This is a genomic window from Ensifer adhaerens (assembly GCF_028993555.1).
Taxonomy (GTDB): Bacteria; Pseudomonadota; Alphaproteobacteria; order Rhizobiales; family Rhizobiaceae; genus Ensifer; species Ensifer adhaerens_I.
Genome location: NZ_CP118610.1, coordinates 256,977 through 283,141 on the forward strand (window position 1 = coordinate 256,977; position 26,165 = coordinate 283,141).

Sequence of the window (26,165 nt, forward strand, 5' to 3'; positions counted from 1 at the left end):
TCGACATAAGAACAAGAGAATGGAGGACGTCGCCGGATGAACGCCGTCGAGATCGAAGAAGCCGTGTCCGTGCTCGCCAGCGAGCCGTTCGATGCCGGCGAGTTCCCGTTCGCCTTTCTCGCCGCATTCGGCAACAAGGAAACAACGATCAAGCGGCTGCGGACGTCGTCGGCGAATGCCTCGGATGTCGCAGGCGGTGTCCTCCAGAAGAGCAACATCCATATCGCGGCATGTGGCGAGGGCGCAGTCGGCGAGACACTGGTTGCGCTGCGCAACAGTTCCAAGACCGCCTCAAACAAGGCCAAGTTCATCCTGGCGACGGATGGCGTGACATTCGAGGCCGAAGACCTCACGAGCGGCGAAACGGTCGCCTGCGCCTATCCCGAGTTCCCGGATCATTTCGGTTTCTTCCTGCCGCTCGCGGGCATCACCACCGTCAAACAAATCCGTGAAAGCTCGTTCGACATCCGCGCCACCGGCCGGTTGAACAAGCTCTACGTCGAGCTTCTGAAGGACAACCCGGAATGGGCGACGGCGGCGAGACGTCCGGACATGAACCATTTTATGGCGCGGCTGATCTTCTGCTTCTTCGCCGAGGATACCGATATCTTTAACGGTGAGGGTCTGTTTACAGCCACCATCAACCAGATGAGCGACCGTGATTCCTCGAATACACATGAGGTTATCAGCGCGCTTTTCCGGGCGATGAATACGAATATCGAAAAGCGCGCAGCAGAGAAGCTTCCGCGGTGGGCTGATGTCTTCCCTTACGTGAACGGCGGCCTGTTCTCAGGTAGCACGGAAGTTCCAACGTTCAGCAAGATCGCGCGGTCCTATCTTCTCCATATCGGCGGCCTGAACTGGAAGATGATCAATCCCGACATCTTCGGGTCCATGATTCAGGCAGTCGCCGACGACGAGGAGCGCGGCGCGCTTGGCATGCACTACACCAGCGTGCCGAACATCCTGAAGGTACTAAATCCGTTGTTCCTCGACGACCTGCGAGAGAGGCTGGCGGAGGCTGGTGACAACGCGCGGAAGCTCCTTAACCTGCGCAATCGCATGTCACGTATCAGGGTTTTCGATCCGGCCTGCGGCTCCGGAAATTTCTTGGTCATCGCCTACAAGCAATTGCGGGATATCGAGGCCGAAATCAATAAGCGAAGGGGGGAGCCGGATAGGCGAACTGAAATTCCGCTCACAAATTTCCGGGGCATTGAATTGCGGGACTTCCCGGCGGAGGTGGCGCGCCTTGCACTCATCATCGCCGAATACCAATGTGATGTTCTCTATCGCGGCCAGAAGGAGGCTTTGGCTGAGTTCCTCCCTCTGGACGCGCAGAACTGGATCGTCTGTGGTAATGCGCTACGGCTCGATTGGCTAAGCATTTGCCCGCCGACCGGAACGGGTGTGAAGCACCACGCGGACGACCTGTTCCACACGCCGCTTGCTCAGGCGCAGATCGATTTCGAGAATGAAGGCGGCGAGACATACATTTGCGGCAACCCGCCATATCTTGGAAGCAAGTGGCAAAGTGATGAGCAAAAGGAAGATTTGAAGGCGATCTTCAGTGCCCGCACTCCCGCGTGGAAGTCTCTCGATTACGTCTCCGGTTGGTTTATGAAGGCGGCCGATTACGGCCTAAAATCGAAATCGTCATCGGCATTCGTTTCGACGAATTCCATTTGCCAAGGGCAGCAGGTTCCAATCTTGTGGCCCCTCGTGTTTGAAACTGGCCATCAGATTTCCTTCGCTCATACTTCATTTAAGTGGACCAATCTCGCAAGCCACAACGCCGGTGTAATTGTCGCCATAGTCGCGATATCACGAGAAGCGCCGTCACCCAGAAGGCTGTTTTCTGTGGCTGACGATGGTTCGGTAATTGAGCGGCAGGTGAGCAACATCAACGCATACCTCGTAGCGGGGGCCAATCGGACTATTAACGTCGAGCGAAGCCCGATCGGAAACTTGTCACCTATGTTGTTCGGAAACATGCCGCGAGACGGCGGACACTTCATCCTCTCGGCGGACGAGAGGACGCAACTTATACACTCCTATCCTGAGCTTGCTCGGTTCATCCGGCCGTATCTGGGGTCTGAGCAGATGATCCAAGGAAAGCCCCGCTGGTGCGTCTGGATTGAAGCAAAAGATTCTGAGTTTGCCGCGGCGCATCCATATTTGCGGACCTTGTTGAGTCGCGTGCGCGAATTCCGCTCCGATAGCGCGGCCGCATCAACTCGGGATTTTGCCTCCAAACCATACCGCTTCGTTCAAATCGCGGGAACTGCCAAGCGCTACACGCTGGCGGTCGCAAAGGTGTCCTCCGAAAGAAGACCCTATCTGCCGGTTCACCTGTTTGATCGGGAGACGATCGTTAGCGATCTATTGTTCGCGCTCTACGATGCGCCGTTGTGGAACATGTCAATCGTGGCGTCACGCCTTCATCTGGTTTGGATCGCCACTGTCTGTGGCAAGCTCAAAACCGATTTCCGCTATTCCAATACCCTGGGCTGGAATACGTTCCCGGTGCCTGCGCTCACCGAGAAGAATAAGGCCGACCTCACCCGCTGCGCCGAGGACATCCTTTTGGCCCGGGAGGCACATTTCCCGTCGACGATCGCCGATCTCTACGACCCGGACACGATGCCGGCCGACCTGCGCGCCGCGCACGAACGCAACGACGAGGTCTTGGAACGCATCTATATCGGGCGGCGCTTCCGCAACGACACCGAGCGGCTGGAGAAGCTGTTCGACCTTTACACACGTATGACGGCGGTCGATGAACCAACCATGCGGCGTGGAAGAGGGGCACGCAGATGAAGGCGAAAGCGTTTATCCAGTCTGCCAATGATCAGCCGACGACACTGGCAGAGCTACTTCGTGTTCACAAATGGGCGGTGACAGAGGCTTTTCTGGGACTCTATGCCTACGCTACACAGTCTGGGGCAGTAGCATTCGATTTAGCTGTAGGCGATGGCTTCTGGAATGATATTCCATCGAGGTGGTTGTTTGGAATTGACTATGGCCGGACCCAGCCTCAAGCCCTCAGATATATGATCGAAAAATCAAATGCTGAGGTACGAGTTTACGATGGCGCTTGGGTTGTGGAGAAGGATGGTTTCCTCCCACGCCGTGACTTCCACATGAAGACAAGTTTCCTGATCAACAACAGCAATGGTCGCTATGGCATGGTTGTAGGGTCAGGAAACTTCTCATCCAACGGACTTCGCCAGGCCGCTGAGTGCGGCGCGAGCTTCCTCGCGAGCCAAAAGCTAGAATTTACAAAGACATTTCGTTCTGCATACGAGTCTGCGGAGAATCTCTGGAATGTAGCGACTCCTGCGCAGGATATTATCGAGGAATACGAAAAGAGGTGGAACTCCTCTCAGGCTAGTTCGGCTGGGGACTCCGATGAACCTGCTCCGAATTATGACGAAGTTGGAGCCTTTTGGATTGAGGCAGGATACGTAACACGAAACAGGGGGCCAGAAAAACCAGGGAATCAAATCGATATGCCGCGCGGTATGAATCGGTATTTTGGCTTCGATGCTCCTGAAAACTTGGCAGTAAACTCCATCATTGGGAATGTAACGTTTGAGTCTCCCTCTGGCGAATTGGTTTCCAATAATCTCAGACTAGGAAACAACAAGATGGAGAAAATCTCACTGCCAATACCCGAGACGCACGGTTTCGACATGTACGACGGAAAGGTACTCGTTTTCTCTCCTATTGGAGATCGCTTTCGAATGCGGGCCTTGGAGGCCGCAGACTTCGAAACTGCGTTCGGTCACAGGCTGGGAGCTGTGCGATCGATGGGAAGTGGAAGACGATACGGATATATCAAGTGAGCAGCGTTAATTGGGTCGCAACGTTAGCATTGGTTCCTCGACACCAGAAATAGCAATTCGACCAAAGCCAAAGGGGTTGGCACGCGACCAAGACGGGTGCGCGCCGTGCAATATTTTCCTTCTGCAGGTCCCGTCTAAACCTTGAACGTCAGATGGATGAAGTAGCCATGACCAAAACCATCCCTTCCGTTTCCATGCGCACCGCCGGGACAGGCGCTTCCACCAAAGCGAACGAACTCGGCATGCGCACTATGCAAGAACGGGCCTACGAACATCGTGGCGAGCAATACCTGCTGATCAAGTCGCCTCCGGCGTCGGGCAAGTCGCGCGCCCTGATGTTCATCGCGCTCGACAAACTCCATAACCAGAACGTCCGCAAGGCCATCATCGTCGTTCCGGAACGGTCGATCGGCGGCAGCTTCGCCGACGAGCCGCTGTCGAAATACGGGTTCTGGGCCGACTGGGAAGTGAAGCCCCAGTGGAACCTCTGCAACGTCGCGGGCATCGACAATTCGTCCGTGGCGAGGTCCAAGGTCAAGGCCGTCGGTCAGTTCCTAGAAAGTGATGATCGGGTCTTGGTCTGCACCCATGCAACATTCCGGTTCGCTGTCGAGGAACTCGGCGTCGAAGCCTTCGACGATTGCCTCATCGCCGTGGACGAGTTCCACCATGTCTCGGCGAACCCGGACAACAAGCTCGGCGCGCAACTCGGACAGTTCCTGTCCCGCGACAGGGTGCACCTGGTCGCAATGACGGGGTCTTACTTTCGCGGCGACGCCGAAGCCGTGCTTGCGCCGCAGGACGAGTCGAAGTTCGTCACCGTCACCTATACGTACTATGAACAGCTCAACGGCTACGATTACCTGAAGTCTCTGAATATAGGCTACTATTTCTATTCCGGCCGTTACCTTGACGCGATCACCGAAGTGCTCGACCCGAGCCTCAAGACCATCGTGCACATCCCGAACGTGAATTCGCGGGAAAGCACGAAGGACAAGGTGAAGGAAGTCAACGAGATCATGGATGCACTCGGCAATTGGGAGGGTGAAGACCCCGCGACGGGGTTCCACCGCGTCCGGCTTCCCGACGGGCGTCTCATCAAAGTCGCTGACCTGGTGGACGACGAGCCGGCGCGGCGTGACAAGGTCGTTTCCGCATTGAAAGACCCCGCGCACCGCAACGACCGTGATCATGTCGACATCATCATCGCGCTCGGCATGGCGAAGGAAGGCTTCGATTGGATATGGTGCGAGCACGCGCTGACGGTCGGCTACCGCGCCAGCCTCACCGAAATCATCCAGATCATCGGTCGCGCCACACGCGACGCCCCCGGCAAGACCTCGGCGCGCTTCACGAACCTGATCGCCGAACCGGACGCGAGCGAAGAGGCTGTGGTCGATGCAGTCAACGATACGCTAAAGGCCATCGCCGCGAGCCTCCTGATGGAACAGGTTCTAGCGCCGCGATTCAACTTCACGCCCAAGAATGCCGAGAGCGGCCCGTTGCCGGACTTCGACTATGGCGACAAGGGATATGACCCCAAGGGCACGAATGTTGGCTTCAACGAGGCGACGGGCCAGTTTCATTTCGAGATTAACGGCCTTGTCACGCCGCAGAGCAACGAGGCCAAGCGTATTTGCCAGGAAGACCTTAATGAGGTGATCACCGCCTTCGTGCAGGACAAGCCCGCCCTGGAAAAGGGCTTGTTCGATGACGAGACCGTGCCAGAGGAATTGACGCAGGTCCGCATGGGCAAGATAGTCAAGGAGCGCTATCCAGAGCTCAGCGACGTCGATCAGGAAGCCATACGGCAGCATGCCATCGCCGCCTTGAACTTGACTCAGAAGGCAAAGGCGATTGCGGCGGAAATGGAAGATGCCGGACAGTTGAAAGGCGGATCGGCGCTGATCGACGGGGTCCGGAAATTTGCCATGGACGTCCGTAGTCTCGATATCGACATGATCGACCGGATCAACCCGTTCGAAGCTGCCTATTCGATCCTGGCGAAGTCCCTGAGCGAACAGACCTTGAAACAAGTCGCCGCGGTAATCGCAAGCAAGAAGGTTAGCATCCCTTACGAAGAGGCGCGCGATCTCGCACTTCGAGCCCGCAAGTTCAAGGAAGAACGTGGCCGCGCGCCGGACATAACTTCCCAGGATGCATGGGAGAAGCGGCTGGCCGAGGGCGTCGCGGCATTGAAACGCTATGTCGAGCAGAAGCACAATGGTTGATATTTCCGACGAAGACCTTCTTGCCGAACTTGATGCGGCACCGGAGGCCAAGAAGCAGACTGCCAGAACGCCGCGCGAGGAACGCATCATTGCCGGATTTGAAGACATCATGCGGTTCTGGGAAGAGCATGGCCGTGTCCCCCAGCACGGTGAATCGCGCGACATCTTCGAACGCCTGTATGCCGTCCAGCTTGATCGGCTGCGCGAGCAGGACGACTGCCGCGCGCTGCTTCAGGAATACGACCGGTACGGATTGCTGGCAGCGGCCACAGCGCCCAAGAATGAAATCGAAGACCTCGATGACGACGTCCTGCTTGCCGAACTGGGTGTCGAACCGGTCGGCGATGTAGACCTCACGAACCTCACCCATGTGAAACCACGGACCGAGGTCCGCGCTGCCGAGGAGGTTGCCAACCGCAGCATTTGCGAAGACTTCGAAACTTTCAAATCCCTGTTCGCGCGAGTGCAGCAGGACCTGGAGTCCGGAGTTCGGCAGACGCGTCCGTTCGAGCTGAAGGCAGAAATCCAACCGGGTGCCTGGTTCATCGTCGGCGGACAGAAGGCCTATGTCGCGGAAATGGGCGAACAGTTCCTTACGGAGCATGGACGAACCGACGCGAGACTACGCGTAATCTTCGACAACGGCACCGAGAGCAACATGCTCATGCGTTCTCTTCAACGCGCGCTCAACAAGGACGATGCCGGCCGCAGAATTACAGACCCCATCGCGGGACCGCTCTTCTCCGGACAGAAGACAGACGGCGACATCGAGAGCGGGACGATCTATGTCTTGCGCAGCCATTCCGACCATCCGATGGTGGTGGCAAATCGAGACCTCGTTCACAAGGTAGGCGTCACCAACATGTCCGTCGAACAGCGGATCGCTGGAGCGCGTCTTCAATCGACTTACCTTCTCGCCGACGTCGAGATAATCGCCGAATACAAGCTGTTCAACATCAACCGGACCAAATTGGAGCATGTGCTGCATCGAGTACTCTCCCCGGCGCGCCTGGACCTTACGATCAAGGATCGCTTCGGCAATCCGGTGAAACCGGAGGAGTGGTATCTAGTGCCGCTGTATGTCATCGACGAGGTGGTGGAGAAGGTGAAGGACGGCACGATCACGGGGTATGAGTATGACCCCGCCGAGGCAAGGTTGAAGTTAGCGCGCTAAGACCCTGGCTCTTGCAGCCGTTCCAATGCGCGGCCCACGGAAGACATGGTGTCGTGCCTGGGCCAATGCTCCGACTAAGCCGCCTCTAGCCGAAGAACGTGATCGCCAATTTCTCCGACGGTTTCCATCGGACGGAGTCGGAGCTTTTTCTCGTCCGCCTGTTCTTCAAGTTCTTGGAGAGCGCTGTCGAGTTTTTGCCACTGCTTGTCACTGACTTGCGGATCGCTCCTTCCCGGACGCTGCAGAATCAATTCATAGTCTCGGTGGAGCATTGTGTCCCGTTCGCGTACCTGCACTGTGTTGAGGTCCCAGAGACGCAGTTTCACGAGCTCGAATGACCGGGATAAAGCCGAAACGCGCAAGGTGCCGAAATTTGCGACTAGGCGCGACCCTGAATAATCAATCACAGGCTCCTGGTTGGATCGCCGGCTCCGACGGCCATTACCTGCCACAAGGTCGGGACTGAAGAAGCGCGCGAGCCCGTCTCGCTGGCTCTTAACATACTCGCAAACCATGAACGGGAGGCGATCACCAGAGGCTTCAGACTCAGTTGCAATTTCCTCCAAATCGACGGCCACGAAGCTTGCAGAACCCTGAGCATACAGAGACGAAAGGGCGGCAATCCAACTTTGAGCGATCGCTTGCAGGCTAGCGCCTTCTCCCTCCCTCAACTCGCCCACCGTGATCCCGGTTACCGCGGGATCAGGCTTGATGAGCGCCTCGTGAGACCGCCTAGCCAAGTCGTGACGCAGATAATCTCCGGCAATATGTATGGCGTTCGTAATGCTGACGGCGTCCTCGCCATAGAAGCATTTCAATCGATCAAGCGAGTTCGCAAGTTCAAGATGAAATCCTGTCTCATTGACTGCCGCCACTCCGACTACAAAACGCTCATACGACCCGACGATAGGGGTAAGGAGAATAGGTGCCCAATTGGCCTGGACACTCGTAGTCAGCATTGGGAAGATCGAGGAACTTATAGCAACGTTGCTCATGTCAGAACACCCAACGCCTTACATGCGTGCGCGGGCACTTTTAGTATGCGCTTCTCCAAGAACGCTTCCAACGCGCTTAGATGCGTCGCCGGAAGCAGCTTTGAGATTAGGCTCGCGGCGGAAACTTCCGCAAAATCCACGTTACCGAGTCCGTCAGAGAGATTCTTAGCCTCTTGGGCACGGCTAGCCTTCTGGTCTGTGGAGAGATGACCGGTCAACCAATCAGATAGCCTGTTTGCATATTCTTGATTCGGGTCCAGCTGCGGAGGCTGCCAGTTTGGACCGGTGAAACTATGACCATGATCAATAAGCCATACTTCATCTTTGCCACCCAACAAAAGGTTGCCAGGATGGCGATCTATGTTCGCAATCCACGCATCATATGCGTATAGGTGACCTAAATCGCCCCATTTAATTATCTGATCGAGAAGCGCTTTACGTCCAGCGACATCCGAGCCAGTCCATCGGTAGGTAACATTCGGAACCTTCACGTCAACACTCACAAAAACGAGACGCGCCCCGTCTGAGAGTGAAGGCGCGACATTCGTTGCCAGCACATCCTGTCTTACCAAGCCAAGAAAGCAGTCGGGTATTGGCAGTCCGACCCGCCGAGCCAACGAATGAGCCAACAGTTCGTTGCAAAGCTGTATGAGGTCCAGGTCCTTGATCACGGCCTGCCTTACAGCGCCATCGTCAAGAAGTACTTGCCCCCGAAAGGTTTCATTGACGTTACCTTCCTTGAAACCGATCGCCCCTTTAAGAACGGTCGCGAGCTTTATTGTTGTCATGCAGCCACCCCCTACGCAGGTATCGCAACCTTTGCGGGCTTTTTCAAGCTGGTCGTCTCCCAATAAATGGTCGGTCATCGGTCGAGTCCAGCTGCAGTCAACGGTTGAAGAGAACGCCGAACTTCCAACCGAATTGCGAGAGCCGACGCCGTGCTTTAGGGCTGAGGCGAGGCCTGCCTAAACAGCCGAGCGGAGTTCATATTCTGACGGTCCCGACAATCGGCATTGCGGGCCAACCGGGATCAACACCTAGCGCCGGGCAGGCCGACTGGTGAGGTCAGGCGGCGTCTACTTGCTTTTCGCTGGTGCCGAGACCCTTCTGGCGGGCGTACTCACCTAGAACGGCGTCACACCAGACTTTGATAGCTTCGCGCTTGAGAGCGAGGTGCTGCGCGCCGCCATAGGCCAATTGCGTCACCTTCGCCTGCCGTTGCCGCAAGAAGTCGGCGCGCTGACGTTCAGTGGCGGTAACCGCCAAGGCTTCTTTCTCCTTAACCTCGTGAGCAAGGATGACGGACGCGCCGCCAGGAATGCCCGCTTCGTCGAGGGCCTTGGTGATCGCACGGCGGAGGTCCTGAAGGCTCCACCAGTCGATACCCGCCTCCGCCAAAAGGTCTTGGCGTTCCGTTCGCCGAGGGATCGCCTTCATCCTTTCACGCTCGACGTCCTGAATCAACTCGTCGCGGCCCGCCAGTCGGTATAGGACGCGGTAGACACCCGACGCTGAAACGTGAACCTTTCCTTTTTTGCGTTCCGACGGGAATGCCCATTCCTGCGTGTCCGCGCCGTGCTTGCCCTTCGACCTGAACCTGTCGACCATCTCCCAGGCCTCCGTCGGGATCGGAAGCGCATGCGCCCGTCCGGCCTTCATGACATCCTTCGACCACGCCGCCAGTTTCCATCCCTCTACCTTGTCGTCAACCACGTCGTGGCCGAGCAAGGACATTCCCGCATTTGCGCGCTGGCACGTCAGTACGAGCCACCAGAGGCCGGAAAGAGTGGCGTGCCCCACGCCTGCGATCCTCTGGGCGCGTCCCGGAAGCGGTTTGTCGAGATACTGTTCGGCGAGGATGAGTGTCGACACGATCGCCTCGATCTCCGGGCGGCGTTCCCGGGGCTTGATCTCGTAAGGTGCCGTGACCATGTTCCACCACGCGTCGCCGACAAGACCGGATTTGCTCGAATTGTTCTGGGCGCACCACGTCATTACCGCACGGAAGTAGGTCACGACCTTCATCGCGCCTGCCGGAGATTTTCCGACAGTCCGCCTGACTTCGTCTCTGACCTCTTCGATATCGCCTCGTGTAATGCTGACGACGGGGAAATCCATTAGTTTGGAGAATGCCGGCCGATTGAAAGTTAGCCTGTAGTCTTTCACGGTATTGTCCCCAATGCGGTCCGTCTCCCTGGTTGCGGGATCGGTCTTCGCCCGAATAGTCTCCTCGACGCATTCGCGCAGCGTCCATGTCGTTGGCCGCGCTGCTTCCTCCTCTGCCGCCTTGCGTGCAGCCTCGTCGCGCTCGATGAGTTCGGCGGCCGCCCTCCGTACGTCACCCTTGCCCTTGCTCTTGCCGTAGTACACCGCGAGGAATGCCTTGGCCTGATCTGTATCCTCGCCATTGTCGGCTAGTATCGACCGGACTGCTCTGGCCAGTTCTCTGACCTTCGACAGCGCTGTGAGACGTCGGTCATTCTCCGGGTAGACATACCCAATGGTGACGGACGAGTTTCGGAAGCGCACGACCCACGCTGCGGTCTTGCCCTGCATCTGGAGCCTAAGGCCAGTCTCCTTGGCATCAGCCTGGATGGTGATGTCTTTCCCGAACCCTTCCTTCTCTGCCTTGTAGGCTGCGTTGCGGACGTGGTGGTCTTCCAGTGTCAGTTTCTCTGTCGCCATACCCTTCGTTTGTCCCTCTAAAACACCTACCGTTCTCTACCGCTTCTCTACCGTTTTAAAATTGGTTGACAAGGCTTTTTGTGGCGGAGGTTTTTATTTTAGAGAAATCTAAATTAATGCCTTCAAGTGTTGACAATATCTTTGTATTACAATGCTTTCGCCATCTGTTTCTGTTGGCAGGCAGGGGGTTGTCAACCTATTTTGAATTCTAGGCAGTAGGATTGAAAATCCGCGTGTCGGTGGTTCAAATCCGCCTCCGGGCACCATTATTTACTCGGAAACAAAATACAGATAGTTACGAGATTTTGATGATGCCAGGTGGCTGGCAGGTCCCATCTCTTGGGAATCTCATATCGTTTCCAAACAATTTTCAGTTTGATTCGCCGCTATCCCCGTCGCATCTCAGACGTCCTGCACGATTCGAGACAAAGGTGGAACTGGAAGCCCGGCTGATATGATTCTTGGTCAAATCGGGCGATGCCCAGGAGCGTCCAGTGGAAGGGTCTAGACATGGTTCCGAGAACCAACTCAACGCCTTCTTCATGCGGAATATCGTTGCAGCCTATCAAGGTATTCCGTGCAAACAGCTTCCACCAGCTTGAGCAATTCGGCAGTACGCGCTTGAAGCCAGGCTAGGGCTTCCTCACTGATCTCGAAATGCTTCGAATAGCGCGCTTTGACATAGGCTTCGTTCAGCGTACTGAACCAAGCCCGTTCGCGATGCTCGTCGCGGGGAAAAGCATTTGCGAGGCGACGGTCCTGTTCCTCCGCGAGCGAGCGGAGGAACTTGATATTGTGGGACGGCGGGCCGTAGTTGGTGAGCGTCAGCAGCACGCAGGAATATGCCTGCTCGATAGATTGATGCAGCGCGAATGAGGCCCGCTCCCCGGAATGCTTGTTCCGTGAAAATTCCGCCCAATCAAAGAACTCTTTAGCCGCCAAGAAACGGTGACCAAAATGCCCCCGTGCCACGCGCAACCGTTCCTCGGGCGTCAGCGGCTTCGGCTCCGCCAGCGGCTCGTCGTCAAGCTCATAGAGGACGAGGCCTTCCCGGCGGATATCGGAAAAGAAGTACTGTCCCTCCTTGAGATACGTATTCACCTCGCGCCTGGAATGGACGATGAAGCTCACAGGCGTTTCGATCGACGGGTCGTGGATCAGCCGGTCGGCGGCTTTGTTCCAATACTCCGCGTAGTCGCAGAGCTTGCGGTTGTTGACAATGATCAGCAGGTCGAAGTCGGATCGGTAGCCCTTCATGGTGAAGGGCTCATCAACCCAACCGCCCTTGGCATAGGAACCGAAAAGCAGAATCTTTAGGATCCTGCCGCGCTTCTTAAAGTCAGCTGTTCCTTCCTTCAGCGCATCCTCGAACTCCTCATGCAGGATCTCCACGGCACGCGCGAGCTCTCGCTGCTTGCGTGGTGGCACATGATCGAGAGATGATTTCATCATAGCGGTAAAATAAGGCGGGGTCCGATGGAAACGATCGTCAAATCAAACGTATGGTATGAACCGATGTTACACCAGTGGGAAGCAAGCCACAAAGGCGCGCGGGTGTTGTGAAGCCGCGCCGGCCGCTACCTGTCGCAGCACGATCATCCGGTCTGCTGGTGAATGTTCAGGACTTTCGTCGCTGATAGCGACACGAAACAACGCCGCAACGAGAATGTCGTCGAAGACCTTTACTCCCGTCATATGTGTGGTGCACCGGCAGTTCCCCGCGCAACCACGTCGGCATGATTGGAATGGTGTAGCCGGTGCAGCACGAGCGAACCGCGCGCGCTCCGACACAGAACATCCCGCTGCTTATCCGTTGATTGATCACGCAGTCGCGAAGAGAGCGCGATGACGAGGACACACCAGTCGAATACTCTAGTGCGGCGAAGCCGTTCCGGCCGGCCTCTGAGCTAGCATTGATCCTCCGTCCTACTGAAGGCGGGGATTTACCGCTGTTACCTGCGTTACATGCGCGTCGCAGCTTCCGCATATTCTCACGCCCGGGAGGACCTGAGCGACGAGCGTCTCGTCGCGTAATCGATGCCGCGAAACCACAACAAAAACAGGGCCGTGGCAGGGTCAACCGAGGATTAGAAATGCGTAAATTTGCCAGGCTCTCTTTAGCAACTCTCGTCGCGGCAACGATCGCGGGCGCATCCGCTCCTGCCTTCGCGGGCGGCAGCTACTACAAGGGCGTGTCACCGACGCCGGTCAACGAAGGCCACCGAAGCGAGAAATACAATCCGCCCGGAAAGACCGTAAACCGCCCGCCGCCGAGAAACGGCTCCTACTACAAGGGCATCATGCGCAAGTAGGAAGATCATGCGAGAGGAGGCCTATTGGCCGGGACGCTGTTGGCCACCGGCTGCAGATCTGCCTCTCAGGCGATTGCATCACGAAAACAACGAAGGGCGCCGTGGCGCCCTTTTATGTTAGGTCAGCACATGGCTGAGAATATCGCCCTCGCTGACCACCATGTTCGGCGGGTGGCCGTTGCGCAGATAATGCTTGCGGTCGCTATCGGCGGTAATGAACACCGCGGTGCGGGCGACCTCATCCGCCGTCAATTGTGTTGTTGACGGCACGACAGCGATTTCGGAGCGCAGGCCGAGTTCGCGCAACAGTGCCTCGATCGCGCCAGGGTCGTCGACGCCATGAAGAACAAGCCGATCGATTTCCGCGATCGCGTTCGTGTGCCAGGCGACGGTCTGAAGTGCGACCATGAGGGGCAGCGCCCCTCTTGCCTGCTGCACGTCGGGATGGTGCTCGAAGCCGCCCAGCATCAGCCGCGTATAGAGCTCATAGGCGCGAACGTAGTCTTTCTTCAGCACCCACATGCGCAGGGCGACGCTCATGCGGACCATGGTGAAGTCCCTGATCTGCGCATCGAAGTAGGCGCGCCGATCAGGCGTCAGCTTGACGGCACCGCGTTTGGCGCCGCTATAGATGAAGTACTCGAGACCGCCGCGATAGGTATCCCATCCGGTCAGCGTTTCGGCGTGGCCGGCCTGTGGACGATCGCGGACGATCTTGGAGCGTATCACCTGGCGATAGAATGGCTTCTTGAGGAAGGTGACGGCGCCCAGTTCCAGGAAATGTGCGAGGTAGGAGAAGGCCCAATAGGCGAAGTGCCGCGGCGCCCAGGCGGAGCGCAGCGCCGAGGTCCGGTAAATGCCGATCTCGGGAAAGACATGCCGGTCGACGAGAAAATCGAAAACCGGCTCGAATTCCCGTTTCTTGAACTTGGTATCCTTGTCGACCGAGAAGAATGGCGCGTTATCACGTTCGTCAACCTCGTCATGGGTGTACCAGGGTGCAAAGCACACCGTCACTTCTGGGTTGAGATCCAGATAGCGAATTGCCTCTCGCAAGCCCTCGTTGATGAGCACGTCGTCATCGGCGAGGTAGATCGTGTACTCGCCGACCGCGCGGCTGACGGCGCTGATGACGTTGGGAATTGCGCCGAAATTCTCCGACTGGCGAAAATAGCGGATCGGCAAACCCTTGGCGACAAAGCGATCGACGATCTCCTTCGTGCCGTCGGTCGAGGCGTTGTCGGAAATGATGATCTCGTACTTGAAGGAGAACTGGTAGAGCTCGATGAAGTAGCCGAGCGTCTTTTCGAGGAAGGGCGCGCGGTTATAGGTGGGAATGCAGATGCTCAGCTTAACCTGGCTCACTCGCCTCTCCATTGTCAGTCACATGCGATAGCGGGCCTTCGGCAGACCGCCGGCCGCGCCCCGTTTGCTGCATGCCGGCGCAAAGAAACAGCGGTGGCTGGCGATGCAACGGCAGGGACCGGACGCCTCAAGGCGCAAGGGGCAGCGCGCGGAGGAGGCCGATCCTACGCTCCTTATTCCGCCTCGATCTTGCGTGAGCCTTGTCTTGAATAAAGACCGCTCAGGCCGCAGCGGTGCGGAGGGTGAACAGGGCTCTTGTTAGTGTTTTGTTAACCATGCTGGCGCAACCTCGATGGTTGTAGCAATGGCGCTCGATCCGATCTTCATCGGGCCGCCTGCCCGAAAGCAGACGCATTCGTTCATTCCTGGGGGCAGAGAGAAGGATGTACGAGATGGCAGCCCATATGATGAAGATGCTGATGAGCATCATCGCCGCGCTGTCGCTCGGCTCGCTGCTGTTTCTGATGGCCGTTCTCTAAGCGACGGCCAAAGCTTCGGCTGGCGCTCCCGTCAGGGGTAGAGGTAGAACTCGTCCCAGTTCTCGTGCGGCACGAGTTCGCCGATCTTGTATTCGAACGACAGGACATCCAGGTGCTCAGCGTCGGTGCGGCACTTGAACTTCAGCTTGTACCATTCGCCCTTGCTGCGGAAGACTGCGCCCGGCGCCTTCATCTTGTCTTCCTTCACGACCGGCTCGGCGAAGGTGTAGGCGATCACCTTGTCCGGCTTGAAGGTCGACTTGTCGGCGTTGATGCGCTCCATCGCCTCGGTGTCGCACCGCTGTTCCAGCCGGGTCTGCGGATCGAGCTTTTCGAACTGGCGTACCAGGGACTGATCCATCGCCAGCGCCGGCGAAAATGTGGCGGCGAAGATGAGCGGGTACGCGATTGTCTTCATGCTCGACGGACTCCTGACAATGGAAAAGAACCGGACCCGGCAAATCACCCCGGGACGCGCCTGCGGTTTCAGTTAAGCTTTGTGGCCATTCCAAGGCAGGTCAAATTTCCGAAACGTTGAACTACGTTTCCGATACATCGATCCATTCGGCCCCGGTCAGCTCGACGATGCGGGCGGGGCTGATGTGTACCGCTGCATTGGTGGCACCGGCGGCTGGCACCACGATGTCATAGGCCTTGAGCGACAAGTCGCAATAGATGTTGTGCGGCTTGGCAAGGCCGAAGGGGCATACGCCGCCCACCGGGTGGCCGGTCTCCGCCTCCACCTCATCGAAGCCGAGCATGCGGGCCTTGGTGCCGAAGCGGGCCTTGTACTTCTTGTTGTCGAGGCGGGCGTCGCCGCGCGTGACGATGAGGATCACATCGTCGCCGACACGAAGCGCCAAGGTCTTGGCAATTTGCGCGGGCTCGACACCGTGGCCTTCTGCCGCCAGCGCAACCGTGGCGGTGCTCTGTTGAAGCTCGATGACGTCGATATCTGGGGCATGCTGGGAAAAGAAGTCTTTGACGGAGGTCAGGCTCATGGCGAAGGATTCACGTTATTGAAAGCGATGGCGATCAGCCGCGTCGCGAACAGCCGGCGTTCGGCTTCGGGAGGGCAAATCTCTCAGTCGTCGTTGGAGGCGTCAAGGTCTTCGGGGCGCAGGCCTTCCTGCCCGGGCGGCAGATAGCCATGGCTGGTGAACCAGTTCTCAAGGATTGTGGCGATCGCCTGATCCCGTGACAGCGTTCCTGGGTGATCGGCGATGAAAGACCTGAGCGCAGTCTCGATCTTGTCGGTGTAAAGCGCGTTCATGTTCGCCTCCGTCTGGCAATGTAAGACATCCCGCCCGGTGATCCGGCCAGCAGATCACAGTGCTACAGCCCCCTTCGCGCGTCCAGACGGAACGGCCATGGGGGCGTCCCGTGCGCCAAGTCTAGTGCCGTCGAACGGCGCGCGGTCAGGCCTGTTTGACGATCCGGATCAGCACCAGAAGGATGACGGCGCCGATCGTGGCGTGCAGGATGGCCGAAAGAATACCGCTGCCGAGGCTGATGCCGATCGCCGGGAAGAGGAAACCAGCGATGAAAGCGCCGATGATGCCGACCACCATGTTGCCGATCAGGCCGAAGCCAAAGCCTTTGACGATGAGACCGGCGAGCCAGCCTGCGATTGCGCCGACGATCAGGAATACGAGGATGCTTTCGATGCCCATGAATGGTTCCCTTTCCGTTAGACCTTCAAGGGAAAGATAGATCAGGATTTCAAATCAGATAGGGGGCAATTTCATCGCGTTGCGATTTTTTTGTGCCGGTCGCAAAACACCCGTGGCGGCGCTTGCGCCGCCACGCTTAAGGGGCTGTCGAGGCACACCTGTCAGATGATACCGCCGCCGCCGCCGGCTACGGCCGGGCGTTCGGCCGAAACCTTGGCGCGGTAGCCGCTCTTGCGATAGGCCGCGACCGGCGCCACCGCGCCGCCGTTCTCAAGCCGCGCCATCGCAAGGATCGGCTCGACATCGGTGCGGAAGGCGGCCTTCAGCGTCTCGCTTGCCATCAGGGCGTCGTTGTCGTCCTGATAGCCTTGAAGCGCCTGACGGTCGACGATCAGCGCTTGCGCATAGGCGCGGCAGACCTCGGTCGCGCTCGTCATCAGGCTTTCGATCGGATCGGTGACGTTGTGGCTCTGGTCGAGCATATGCGCCGGCTGGAAGCCCTTGGCCCGGCGCGTTTCTGCGTCCACCAGCTCGTTGAAGACGAGGAACAGGCGGTAGGGGTCGATCGAGCCCGTATCGAGGTCGTCATCGCCATATTTCGAATCGTTGAAGTGGAAGCCGCCGAGCTTGCCGAACTGGATGAGCCGGGCGACGATCATCTCGATATTGACGTTCGGCGCATGGTGGCCGAGATCGACGAGGCAGAAGGCCTTGGGGCCGAGTTCCTGGGCAATGAGGTAGTTGGTGCCCCAGTCCTGGACCACGGTCGAGTAGAACGCCGGCTCGAACATCTTGTGCTCGGTATAGACCCGCCAGTCATCCGGAAGCGCCGCATATACCGCTTTCATTGCATCGAGATAACGCTCGAAGGCGCGGGTGAAGTTGCTCTGGCCGGGAAAATTGGAGCCGTCGCCGACCCAAACCGTCAACGCCTTGGAGCCGAGTTGCCGGCCGATCTCGATGCATTCGAGATTGTGGTCCACCGCTTGGGCGCGCGTTGCGGCGTCGCTATGCGACAGTGAGCCGAACTTGTAGGAATGCTCCTGGCCTGGCGCGTCGGAAAACGTGTTGGAATTCATTGCGTCAAAGCCGAGACCAAGCGATGTGCCCTTCTGCTTCAGCGCGGAAAGGTCCGACACCTTGTCCCAGGGAATGTGCAGCGACACGGTCGGCGTTGCCCGGGTCAGTTGCTGGATGACGGCACAATCTTCGAGCTTGTCGAAGATGTTGCGTGGCTCGCCCTTGCCGGGAAAGCGGGCAAAGCGTGTGCCGCCGGTGCCGACGCCCCAGGAGGGAACGGCGACGCCATAGGCGGCGACCTTGTTCTTGATGGCGTCTATTGCGATTCCCCGGCGATCGAGCCGCTCACCAAGGCTCTCGTAATCCCGTCGAAGTGCCGCAAGACGGCTTTCGTTCTCTGCCTCGACCGTTGTCTGGCTGATCATGGTGGTGGTCATGGATCGCTCCTCGATCAGCGGGTGAAGGACTGGGCGTTGCCCGCGTCGACATTGATGATGTTGCCGGTCGATTTCGCCGACATGTCGGACGAAAGGAAATAGATCGCCTCGGCGATATCCTCCGGGAAGACGCTGAGCTTCAGCATAGAGCGCTCGCGATAATGCGCTTCGAGATCGTCGACATCCATCTTGTAGGCGGCGGCGCGCTGTTCCTTCCATTCGCCGGTCCAGATCTTCGAGCCGCGCAGCACCGCGTCGGGGTTGACGACGTTGACGCGGATCTGAGCCGATGCACCCTCAAGTGCCAGGCAACGGGCAAGGTGGATCTCGGCCGCCTTGGCGGTGCAATAGGCGGATGCGCCGGGGGAGGCGGCAAGGCCGTTCTTGGAGGCGACGAAGACGACATTGCCGCCGGCCTTCTGCTGCCGGAAGATACGGAAGGCTTCACGGGAGACGAGGAAGTAGCCGGTGGTCAGAATCTCGATGTTCTTGTTCCAGAGCGCCAGCGTCGTGTCTTCGATCGTGGCGGAGGAAGCAAGGCCCGCATTGGAAACCAGAATGTCGAGGCCACCGAAGGCGAGCAGCGTGTCGGCGAAGCCGCCTTCGACCGCCGCCTCGCTGGTGACATTCATGCTGACCGAGCGCACGAAATCCTTACCGTAACGCGCTGAAAGCTCTGCCACAGCGGCGGCAAGTGCGCTCTCGTCGATGTCGGCAAGCACCACGCAGGCCCCCTCCTGCATCAAGCGGTTGGCCGTCGCCTTGCCGATGCCGCCCGCACCGCCGGTGACGAGCGCGATCCGGCCGGCGAGGCTCTTCGGCTTCGGCATGCGCTGGAGCTTGGCTTCCTCGAGCAGCCAGTATTCGATATCGAAGGCTTCCTGTTCCGGCAGGCCGACATATGTGGAGACGCCGGACGCGCCGCGCATGACGTTGATGGCGTTGACGTAGAATTCGCCGGAGATGCGGGCCGTCGCCTTGTCCTTGGCAAAGGTGATCATGCCGACGCCGGGCACGAGATAGACGACCGCATTGGGGTCGCGCATGGCGGGGCTGTCGGCGTGCTTGCAACGTTCGTAATAGGCCGCATAGTCGGCGCGATAGGCGGCGATTGCCTCGTTCAGGCCAGAAAGCGTACCTTCGATGTCGGGATTGGCCGGATCGAAATCGATCACCAGCGGTCGGATTTTGGTGCGCAGGAAATGGTCGGGGCAGCTGGTGCCGAGTGCGGCAAGCGGTTTCAGATCCTTCGACGAGACGAAATCGAGCACCGCCTGGCTGTCGTCGAAATGGCCGACTTTCTTCTCGTCGGCGCTGATCAGGCCGCGGATGACGGGCATCAGCTTGCGAGCGATATTGGCGCGGACATTGGCGTCGAGCACCGGCGTCACAGCGCCGCCGAAGGCAGGCGCGGTGTTCTCCGCTTCGAACCAGGCGATCGCCTTGTTGATGATCTCGACGGTCGTCTCATAGGCTTCTTTCGCCGTGTCGCCCCAGGTGAAAAGGCCATGACTTTCGAGCACGACGCCGCGGGCAGTGGGGTTTTCGAGGCAGAACTTTTCGAGCCAGAGGCCGAGTTCGTAGCCCGGGCGCTTCCATGGCAGCCAGCCGATATCGTCGCCGAAGATCTTGGCCGTCAGCTCGCGGCTGTTCTTGGCGGCGGCAATCGCGATGATCGCGTCGGGGTGCATGTGGTCGACGTGTTTCTTCGGCACATAGGCGTGCAGTGGAGTGTCGATCGAGGCCGCACGCGGGTTGAGGTTATAGGTGCAGTGCGGCAGGTAGCCGACCATCTCGTCTTCGTATGCGACGCCGCGATAGATCGTCTTCAGCGCGTTGAGCTTGTCCATATAAAGGGTCGCAAAGCCGTCGAGCTTGATCGTGCCGACGTCGCCCCCCGAACCCTTGACCCAGAGCACTTCGACCGTGCCGCCGCCGAGCGGATCCTTCTCCATCACCTTGGCCGAGGTGTTGCCGCCGCCGTAATTGGTGATGCGCTTGTCGGAACCGAGCAGGTTCGAGCGATAGAGCAGCCGCCCGGATTCGCTCATGCCGGCAGCCTTCGCCTCGTCCCAAAGGTTTGCAAGTCGTGCGCCCTGCTGCTTGTCCAGCATCTCGAATTCCTCCCGGTCTGATGCCGCGCGGCTTGGCGACCGCGCAGAGATATGGTTGGCATCAGATCACATTGCTTGAGCGTTAATGTCAATCAAAAACGATCAAGTTCGCGCATATTGCGCTGCACAATGAAAAAATATGATTGATTGTGATTGACAATGGTCGATCGTGATGGAAGCATGAACGGCATCGGAGGAGCGCATGCACGAGAAAGAAAGACATCGGATCATTCTGTCGGCGGTTCAGGAAAAACCCGTCGTCACCGTCCAGGAACTGGTCGATCTGACCGACAGTTCCGAGGCGACGATCCGGCGTGATATCGCAGCGCTTCACGTGCAGAAGAAGTTGCGCCGTGTTCGTGGCGGTGCGGAGGCGATCAATCCGCCGCAATTCGTCGGGCTTGCCGGCCGGCCGTTCAAGGTCAATGAAGGGCTGCATGCCCGCGAGAAGCAGGCGATCGCCAAGGAGGCGGTGGCGCTCTGCGAGGATGGTGAGCCGATCATCATCAACGGCGGCACGACCACCTTCCAGATGGTGCATTTCCTCAGCAATCGCCGGATGCAGGTGTTCACCAATTCCTTCCCGATCGCCGAGCACCTGCTGAAACACTCGAAGAACACGGTGATGCTGTCCGGCGGCACGATCTACCGCGAGCAGAACATCATTCTGAGCCCCTTCGACAACGACGTGACCCGCAATTTCTATGCGCGCCGCATGTTCATGGGGGCCCAAGGGCTAGGCCCGCTCGGGCTCATGGAGGCGGATCCGCTTCTGATCCAGGCGGAGCAGAAGCTTATCGACCAGGCCGACGAACTCGTCGTGCTCGTCGACTCGTCGAAATTTCACAAGCGGTCGAGCCTCATCCTTTGCGGACTGAAGCGGATCGCCACCGTGATCACGGATTCGGGCATCGAGGACAGACATGCCGCGATGCTTGAAAATGCCGGGGTGAGGCTGGTCGTGGCCAGCTCCAGGGCCGGCGCGGATGCGGAGAACATATCCTCGTCCGCCTGAAGCGGCGAGGAGAGGGGAAGGTGGCGATCACGGTCAAGGGAGCCGGATCGTTGCCAATGGAGGAAGTCAGTACTGGATGCGCTCTGATTGCGCTCCGGTCAAAGGGAGGAATGAGCATGAAGATCCTGAAGTCACTGATGGTCACGGCCGCGGTTTCGCTGGCGCTGATGGCCAATGCCGCGCATGCGGAAAACAAGAAGATCGCGCTCGTCGTCAAGGCGCTCGGCATCGGCTTCTTCGAGGCCGCCAACAAGGGCGCCCAGGAAGCCGCCAAGGAACTGGGCGATGTCGAGGTGATCTATACCGGCCCGACCTCGACCACCGCCGAGGGCCAGATCGAGGTAATCAACTCGCTGATTGCCCAGAAGGTCGATGCGATCGCCGTCTCCGCCAACGACACCGATGCTCTGGTGCCGGCGCTGAAGAAGGCGATGGACCGCGGCATCAAGGTCATCTCCTGGGATTCGGGTGTCGCCAAGGACGGGCGCATGATGCACCTCAACCCGTCGTCGAACCCGCTGATCGGCAACATGATCATCAAGCTGGCCGCCGACAACCTGCCTGAGGGTGGCGACGTCGCCGTGCTTTCTGCCTCCGCGACCGCGACCAACCAGAACACCTGGATCGCCGAGATGAAGAAGGTCCAGGGCAACTACAAGGGAATCAATGTCGTGGCCACCGTCTATGGCGACGACCTTGCCGACAAGTCCTATCGCGAGACGCAAGGCCTCATCCAGTCCTATCCGAACCTGAAGGCGATCATCGCGCCGACCTCGGTCGGCATCGTCGCAGCGGCCCAGGCCGTCACCGACGCCGGCAAGATCGGGCAGATCAACGTAACGGGCCTCGGCCTTCCCTCGGAAATGGCCGGCCACGTCAAGTCGGGCGCCTCCAAGTCCTTCGCGATCTGGAACCCGATCGACCTCGGCTATTCGGCAACGATGATCGCCTATGACCTGATTGGCGGTGCCGAAGCCAAGCCCGGCGCGGAACTGAAGATGGGCCGCATGGGCGCGGTCAAGCTCGACGACAACAACGAAGGCGCGATGGCCGACCCGTTCGTCTACGACGCCAAGAACGTCGAGGAATTCGCCAAGATCTTCTGATCGGCGAAACGGTGATTGCCCCTCGTCCGCCCGCCACCCTCTCCCCGCTCGCGGGGAGAGGGTTAGTCCTCGGGTTAAACCCGGGGCGAGGGGCAGCCCCAAACTGCCAAAGCGGTCGGGGTTATCCGAACTGCTCCAAGCGCGACCGAGGCGCTGGCAACCCTTGATTTATCGAAACGACTGAATTGGTGGACTGTCTCTTGCTCCAGGATACGCTCACATCGCGGATGAAGCCCGCCATTGCGCTCGAAGGAATCTCGAAATCCTTTCCCGGCGTGAAGGCGCTCTCCGATGTTTCGCTGTCGCTCTACCCGGGGTCTGTTACGGCGCTGATCGGCGAGAACGGTGCCGGCAAGTCGACGTTAGTGAAGATCTTGACGGGCATCTACCAGCCGGATCATGGCACCATCTCCGTTGCCGACCGGGAGGTTCACTTCCCGACGGCGCTTGCGGCAGCGCGTGCGGGTGTCACGGCGATCCACCAGGAGACAGTGCTTTTCGACGAGTTGTCCGTCGCCGAGAACATCTTCCTTGGTCATGCCCCGCGCAATCGCTTCGGCGTGATCGACTGGAAGAAGCTCAATGCCGATGCCCGTGCGCTGCTTGCGCGCGCCGGTGCCGATCTCGATCCGACGATCCGCCTGCGCGACCTCGGCATCGCCAAGAAACACCTCGTTGCGATCGCTCGCGCGCTCTCCGTCGATGCCCAGGTGGTCATCATGGACGAGCCGACCGCGGCGCTCTCGCACAAGGAAATCCACGAGCTCTATGCGCTGGTCGAGCGACTGAAGGCTGACGGCAAGGCGATCCTCTTCATCAGCCACAAGTTCGACGAGATCTTCCGGATCGCCGACCGCTATACGGTCTTTCGTGACGGAACGATGGTCGATGAGGGACTGATCGCCGACGTCAGCCAGGACGAATTGGTGCGCCTCATGGTCGGCCGCGCCGTCGGTTCGGTCTACCCGAAGAAGGACGTCGCGATCGGCGAGCCGGTGCTCACCGTTTCCGGCTACCGCCACCCGACCGAATTCGAGGATATCAACTTCGAGCTTCGCCGCGGCGAGATCCTCGGTTTCTACGGCCTTGTCGGTGCCGGACGCTCGGAATTCATGCAGTCGCTGATCGGCGTCACCCGGCCTTCTGCCGGCGCCGTCCGCCTGGATGGCGAGATCCTGGTGATCCGCAGCCCCTCCGAAGCGATCCGGGCAGGCATCGTTTACGTGCCCGAAGAGCGCGGTCGACAGGGTGCGATCATCGGTCTGCCGATCTTTCAGAACGTCACATTGCCGTCGCTGTCGCGTACCTCGCGCTCGGGCTTTCTGAAACTTGCCAACGAGTTCGCGCTCGCCCGGGAATATACGGCGCGCCTTGACCTGCGCGCCGCCTCGCTCGATCAGGACGTCGGCACGCTCTCGGGCGGCAACCAGCAGAAGGTCGTCATCGCGAAATGGCTGGCGACCAAGCCGAAAGTGATCATCCTCGACGAACCGACCAAGGGCATCGACATCGGCTCCAAGGCGGCCGTGCACGCCTTCATGAGCGAACTGGCGGCCCAAGGCCTCAGCGTCATCATGGTCTCCTCGGAAATCCCCGAGATCATGGGCATGTCCGATCGCGTCATCGTCATGCGCGAGGGACGGATCGCCGGTCGCTTCGAGCGCGCCGATCTGACGGCGGAAAAGCTGGTGCGCGCCGCCGCCGGTATTCAGGAGGCCGCGTGATGGCGAAGTTTCTCAAAAACCGTGAGCTCTTGCTTGTCGGCGCGATCGGGGTGCTGCTCGCGCTTATCACCTGGCGCTTCCCGCCCTTTGTCGCGCCGGCAAACCTGGCACGCGTCTACAACGACACCTCGATCCTGATCATTCTGGCGCTTGGCCAGATGGCCGTGATCCTGACGCGATGCATTGACCTTTCGATGGCTGCCAACCTGGCGCTCTCCGGCATGGTTGCGGCGATGCTGAACGCGGCTTCTCCAGGGTTGCCGATCCCGCTGGTCATTCTTGCCGCCGTGGCCCTCGGCACGGTGCTCGGCATGATCAACGGTGCGCTCGTCTGGAAGCTCGATATTCCGCCGATCGTCGTCACGCTCGGCACCTTGACCATCTATCGCGGCCTGATCTTCCTGTTGAGCGATGGCAAGTGGATCAACGCCCACCAGATGAGTGACGCCTTCAAGGCCCTGCCGCGCGACGCGCTCCTCGGTTTCCCGGTTCTCTCCTGGTTGTCGCTGGTGATGATAGCGCTCGTCTTCCTGCTGATGAGCCGAACCGCGCTTGGGCGCGCGTTCTATGCGGTCGGCGGCAATCCGCATGCGGCCGTCTATACCGGCATCGATGTCGGCCGCACCCGCTTCTCGGCCTACTGTCTCTCAGGCGCACTCGCGGGGCTTTCCGGTTACCTCTGGGTGTCGCGCTATGCCGTCGCCTACGTCGATATCGCCGCCGGCTTCGAGCTCGATATCATCGCGGCCTGCGTCATCGGCGGCATCTCGATCGCCGGCGGCATCGGTACCGTTGCCGGCGCGGTGCTCGGTGCACTGTTTCTCGGCGTAATCAAGAACGCGCTGCCGGTCATCAACATCTCGCCTTTCGCCCAGATGGCGATTTCGGGAACGGTCATTATCATCGCCGTTGCCGTCAACGCCCGCGCCGAGCGGCGGAAGGGTCGTGTTATCCTGAGAAAGGCGGAGGCTGTCTGATGGCCGAGACCCAACTTACCCCCCGCCACATTCCCGATCGCCTCGAGGGGCGCGGTGCCCGACTGCTGAAGAGTTGGGAGAGCCTGCTGTTCGTCGTTGCCTGCCTCATCTTCCTCGGCAATTCGCTGGCCTCGCCCTATTTCCTCGATCCGTGGAACCTCTCGGACGCGACCTTCAACTTCACCGAAAAGGCGATGATCGCCTTTGCCATGGCGCTGGTGATCATCTCCGGCGAAATCGATCTTTCGGTCGCCTCGGTCATCGCGCTTGCCTCGACGGCGATGGGCTACGCCGTCCAGCTTGGCTTCGACACGCCGGCGCTGGTTGCGATCGGCCTCTCTGTCGGTCTCATTTGCGGTGCCATCAATGGCCTGCTGATCACCGGTCTCGGGCTGCCGTCGATCGTGGTGACGATCGGCACCATGAGCCTCTTCCGCGGGCTCTCCTTCATCATCCTCGGCGACCAGGCCTTCACCGGCTATCCCGACAGCTTCTCCTGGTTCGGACAGGGGTATGTGTGGTGGGTGTTCTCCTTCGAGTTCACGCTCTTCGTTATGCTTGCCGTCGTCTACGGCGTCGTGCTGCACAAGACCAACTTCGGCCGTGCGGTCTATGCCATCGGCAACAACCAAACGGCGGCGTTGTTTTCCGGCATCCGGGTTGGGCGCATCAAGTTTATCCTCTTCCTGCTTACCGGGCTGATGGCGGGGCTCGCCTCGATCTGCCTGACCTCGCGCCTCGGCTCGACCCGTCCGTCGATCGCGCTCGGCTGGGAACTGGAAGTGGTCACGATGGTGGTGCTCGGCGGCGTCAACATCCTCGGCGGCTCCGGAACCATTCCCGGTGTTGTGCTCGCCGCCCTGATCATGGGCATGGTGACCTTCGGCTTCGGCCTGCTCAACGTGCCGGGTATCGTCATGTCGATCTTCATCGGCCTGCTGCTGATCTCGGTGATCGCGCTCCCCATCCTCTGGCGGCGTGCCCGCCGCCGTCTTGCGCATTGAGGTTCT

At 59.2% G+C, this 26,165-nt stretch carries 21 protein-coding genes; 10 read left to right on the forward strand and 11 right to left on the reverse strand.

From position 1 onward, the window contains the following. Positions 1-36 precede the first annotated feature (36 nt). The 4 genes from PWG15_RS01190 (at position 37) to PWG15_RS01205 (ending at position 7,253) form a co-directional block, all read left to right on the forward strand. Positions 37-2,820: a class I SAM-dependent DNA methyltransferase gene (locus PWG15_RS01190; RefSeq protein ID WP_275022682.1), complete on the forward strand. Its 2,784-nt coding sequence runs from the start codon at positions 37-39 to the stop codon at positions 2,818-2,820. Further along, positions 2,817-3,848 (forward strand): hypothetical protein, encoded by a 1,032-nt coding sequence (locus PWG15_RS01195; protein ID WP_275022684.1) that lies wholly within the window; start codon positions 2,817-2,819, stop codon positions 3,846-3,848. Before PWG15_RS01190 ends, PWG15_RS01195 begins: the two co-directional genes overlap by 4 nt. A gap of 167 nt (positions 3,849-4,015) precedes the next feature. Then, a complete protein-coding gene (locus PWG15_RS01200) occupies positions 4,016-6,079 on the forward strand; it encodes a DEAD/DEAH box helicase (RefSeq protein ID WP_275022685.1) in 2,064 nt (687 codons plus the stop codon). Continuing rightward, positions 6,072-7,253, forward strand: coding sequence for a GIY-YIG nuclease family protein (locus tag PWG15_RS01205; protein ID WP_275022687.1), 1,182 nt, complete (start codon positions 6,072-6,074; stop codon positions 7,251-7,253). Before PWG15_RS01200 ends, PWG15_RS01205 begins: the two co-directional genes overlap by 8 nt. Before the next feature lie 74 nt (positions 7,254-7,327). Here PWG15_RS01205 and PWG15_RS01210 read toward each other — a convergent pair whose 3' ends face one another. The 4 genes from PWG15_RS01210 to PWG15_RS01225 form a co-directional block, all read right to left on the reverse strand. Further along, a complete protein-coding gene (locus PWG15_RS01210; RefSeq protein WP_275022688.1) occupies positions 7,328-8,248 on the reverse strand; it encodes a hypothetical protein in 921 nt (306 codons plus the stop codon). Beyond that, a complete protein-coding gene (locus PWG15_RS01215; RefSeq protein WP_275022689.1) occupies positions 8,245-9,114 on the reverse strand; it encodes a HipA family kinase in 870 nt (289 codons plus the stop codon). Before PWG15_RS01215 ends, PWG15_RS01210 begins: the two co-directional genes overlap by 4 nt. Before the next feature lie 199 nt (positions 9,115-9,313). After that, complete coding sequence (locus PWG15_RS01220; RefSeq protein ID WP_275022690.1) at positions 9,314-10,933, reverse strand: site-specific integrase; 1,620 nt, start codon at positions 10,931-10,933, stop codon at positions 9,314-9,316. A 540-nt stretch (positions 10,934-11,473) separates the two neighbouring features. Further along, positions 11,474-12,382 (reverse strand): nucleotidyltransferase and HEPN domain-containing protein, encoded by a 909-nt coding sequence (locus PWG15_RS01225; protein WP_275022691.1) that lies wholly within the window; start codon positions 12,380-12,382, stop codon positions 11,474-11,476. A 644-nt stretch (positions 12,383-13,026) separates the two neighbouring features. On the opposite strand from PWG15_RS01225, the gene PWG15_RS01230 reads away from it, so the two are divergent. Then, the gene (locus PWG15_RS01230) at positions 13,027-13,245 is read left to right on the forward strand and encodes a hypothetical protein (protein ID WP_275022692.1); all 219 of its coding nucleotides are present in this window, start codon (positions 13,027-13,029) and stop codon (positions 13,243-13,245) included. Positions 13,246-13,362: 117 nt separating this feature from the next. Here the strand turns inward: PWG15_RS01230 and PWG15_RS01235 are convergent, their stop codons facing one another. The 7 genes from PWG15_RS01235 to PWG15_RS01265 all read right to left on the reverse strand — a co-directional run bounded on the left by PWG15_RS01235 (position 13,363) and on the right by PWG15_RS01265 (position 20,333). Continuing rightward, on the reverse strand, positions 13,363-14,610 hold the full coding sequence (locus tag PWG15_RS01235; RefSeq protein WP_275022693.1) for a glycosyltransferase family 2 protein: 1,248 nt from the start codon (positions 14,608-14,610) through the stop codon (positions 13,363-13,365). Positions 14,611-15,120: 510 nt separating this feature from the next. Further along, positions 15,121-15,507, reverse strand: a complete 387-nt coding sequence (locus PWG15_RS01240; RefSeq protein WP_275022694.1) for a DUF930 domain-containing protein — start codon at positions 15,505-15,507, stop codon at positions 15,121-15,123. A gap of 121 nt (positions 15,508-15,628) precedes the next feature. After that, positions 15,629-16,090 (reverse strand): YbaK/EbsC family protein, encoded by a 462-nt coding sequence (locus PWG15_RS01245; protein ID WP_275022695.1) that lies wholly within the window; start codon positions 16,088-16,090, stop codon positions 15,629-15,631. Positions 16,091-16,173: 83 nt separating this feature from the next. After that, the gene (locus PWG15_RS01250) at positions 16,174-16,362 is read right to left on the reverse strand and encodes a hypothetical protein (protein ID WP_275022696.1); all 189 of its coding nucleotides are present in this window, start codon (positions 16,360-16,362) and stop codon (positions 16,174-16,176) included. Between the two features lie 145 nt (positions 16,363-16,507). After that, positions 16,508-16,762: a GlsB/YeaQ/YmgE family stress response membrane protein gene (locus tag PWG15_RS01255; RefSeq protein WP_065774463.1), complete on the reverse strand. Its 255-nt coding sequence runs from the start codon at positions 16,760-16,762 to the stop codon at positions 16,508-16,510. A 161-nt stretch (positions 16,763-16,923) separates the two neighbouring features. Then, positions 16,924-18,219 (reverse strand): L-rhamnose catabolism isomerase, encoded by a 1,296-nt coding sequence (gene rhaI, locus PWG15_RS01260; RefSeq protein ID WP_275022697.1) that lies wholly within the window; start codon positions 18,217-18,219, stop codon positions 16,924-16,926. Between the two features lie 14 nt (positions 18,220-18,233). Next, positions 18,234-20,333 carry a bifunctional rhamnulose-1-phosphate aldolase/short-chain dehydrogenase gene (locus PWG15_RS01265; protein ID WP_275022698.1) on the reverse strand — a complete coding sequence of 700 codons (2,100 nt, stop codon included), beginning with the start codon at positions 20,331-20,333 and terminating at the stop codon, positions 18,234-18,236. Between the two features lie 202 nt (positions 20,334-20,535). On the opposite strand from PWG15_RS01265, the gene PWG15_RS01270 reads away from it, so the two are divergent. The 5 genes from PWG15_RS01270 (at position 20,536) to PWG15_RS01290 (ending at position 26,159) form a co-directional block, all read left to right on the forward strand. Continuing rightward, on the forward strand, positions 20,536-21,348 hold the full coding sequence (locus PWG15_RS01270) for a DeoR/GlpR family DNA-binding transcription regulator (RefSeq protein ID WP_058323560.1): 813 nt from the start codon (positions 20,536-20,538) through the stop codon (positions 21,346-21,348). Between the two features lie 116 nt (positions 21,349-21,464). Beyond that, complete coding sequence (rhaS, locus tag PWG15_RS01275; RefSeq protein WP_275022699.1) at positions 21,465-22,454, forward strand: rhamnose ABC transporter substrate-binding protein; 990 nt, start codon at positions 21,465-21,467, stop codon at positions 22,452-22,454. Positions 22,455-22,681: 227 nt separating this feature from the next. Further along, positions 22,682-24,178, forward strand: coding sequence for a sugar ABC transporter ATP-binding protein (locus PWG15_RS01280; RefSeq protein WP_275022700.1), 1,497 nt, complete (start codon positions 22,682-22,684; stop codon positions 24,176-24,178). Further along, positions 24,175-25,155 (forward strand): ABC transporter permease, encoded by a 981-nt coding sequence (locus tag PWG15_RS01285; protein ID WP_275022701.1) that lies wholly within the window; start codon positions 24,175-24,177, stop codon positions 25,153-25,155. Before PWG15_RS01280 ends, PWG15_RS01285 begins: the two co-directional genes overlap by 4 nt. Then, on the forward strand, positions 25,155-26,159 hold the full coding sequence (locus PWG15_RS01290; protein ID WP_275022702.1) for an ABC transporter permease: 1,005 nt from the start codon (positions 25,155-25,157) through the stop codon (positions 26,157-26,159). The genes PWG15_RS01285 and PWG15_RS01290 overlap by 1 nt, the downstream gene beginning before the upstream one ends. Positions 26,160-26,165 lie beyond the last annotated feature (6 nt).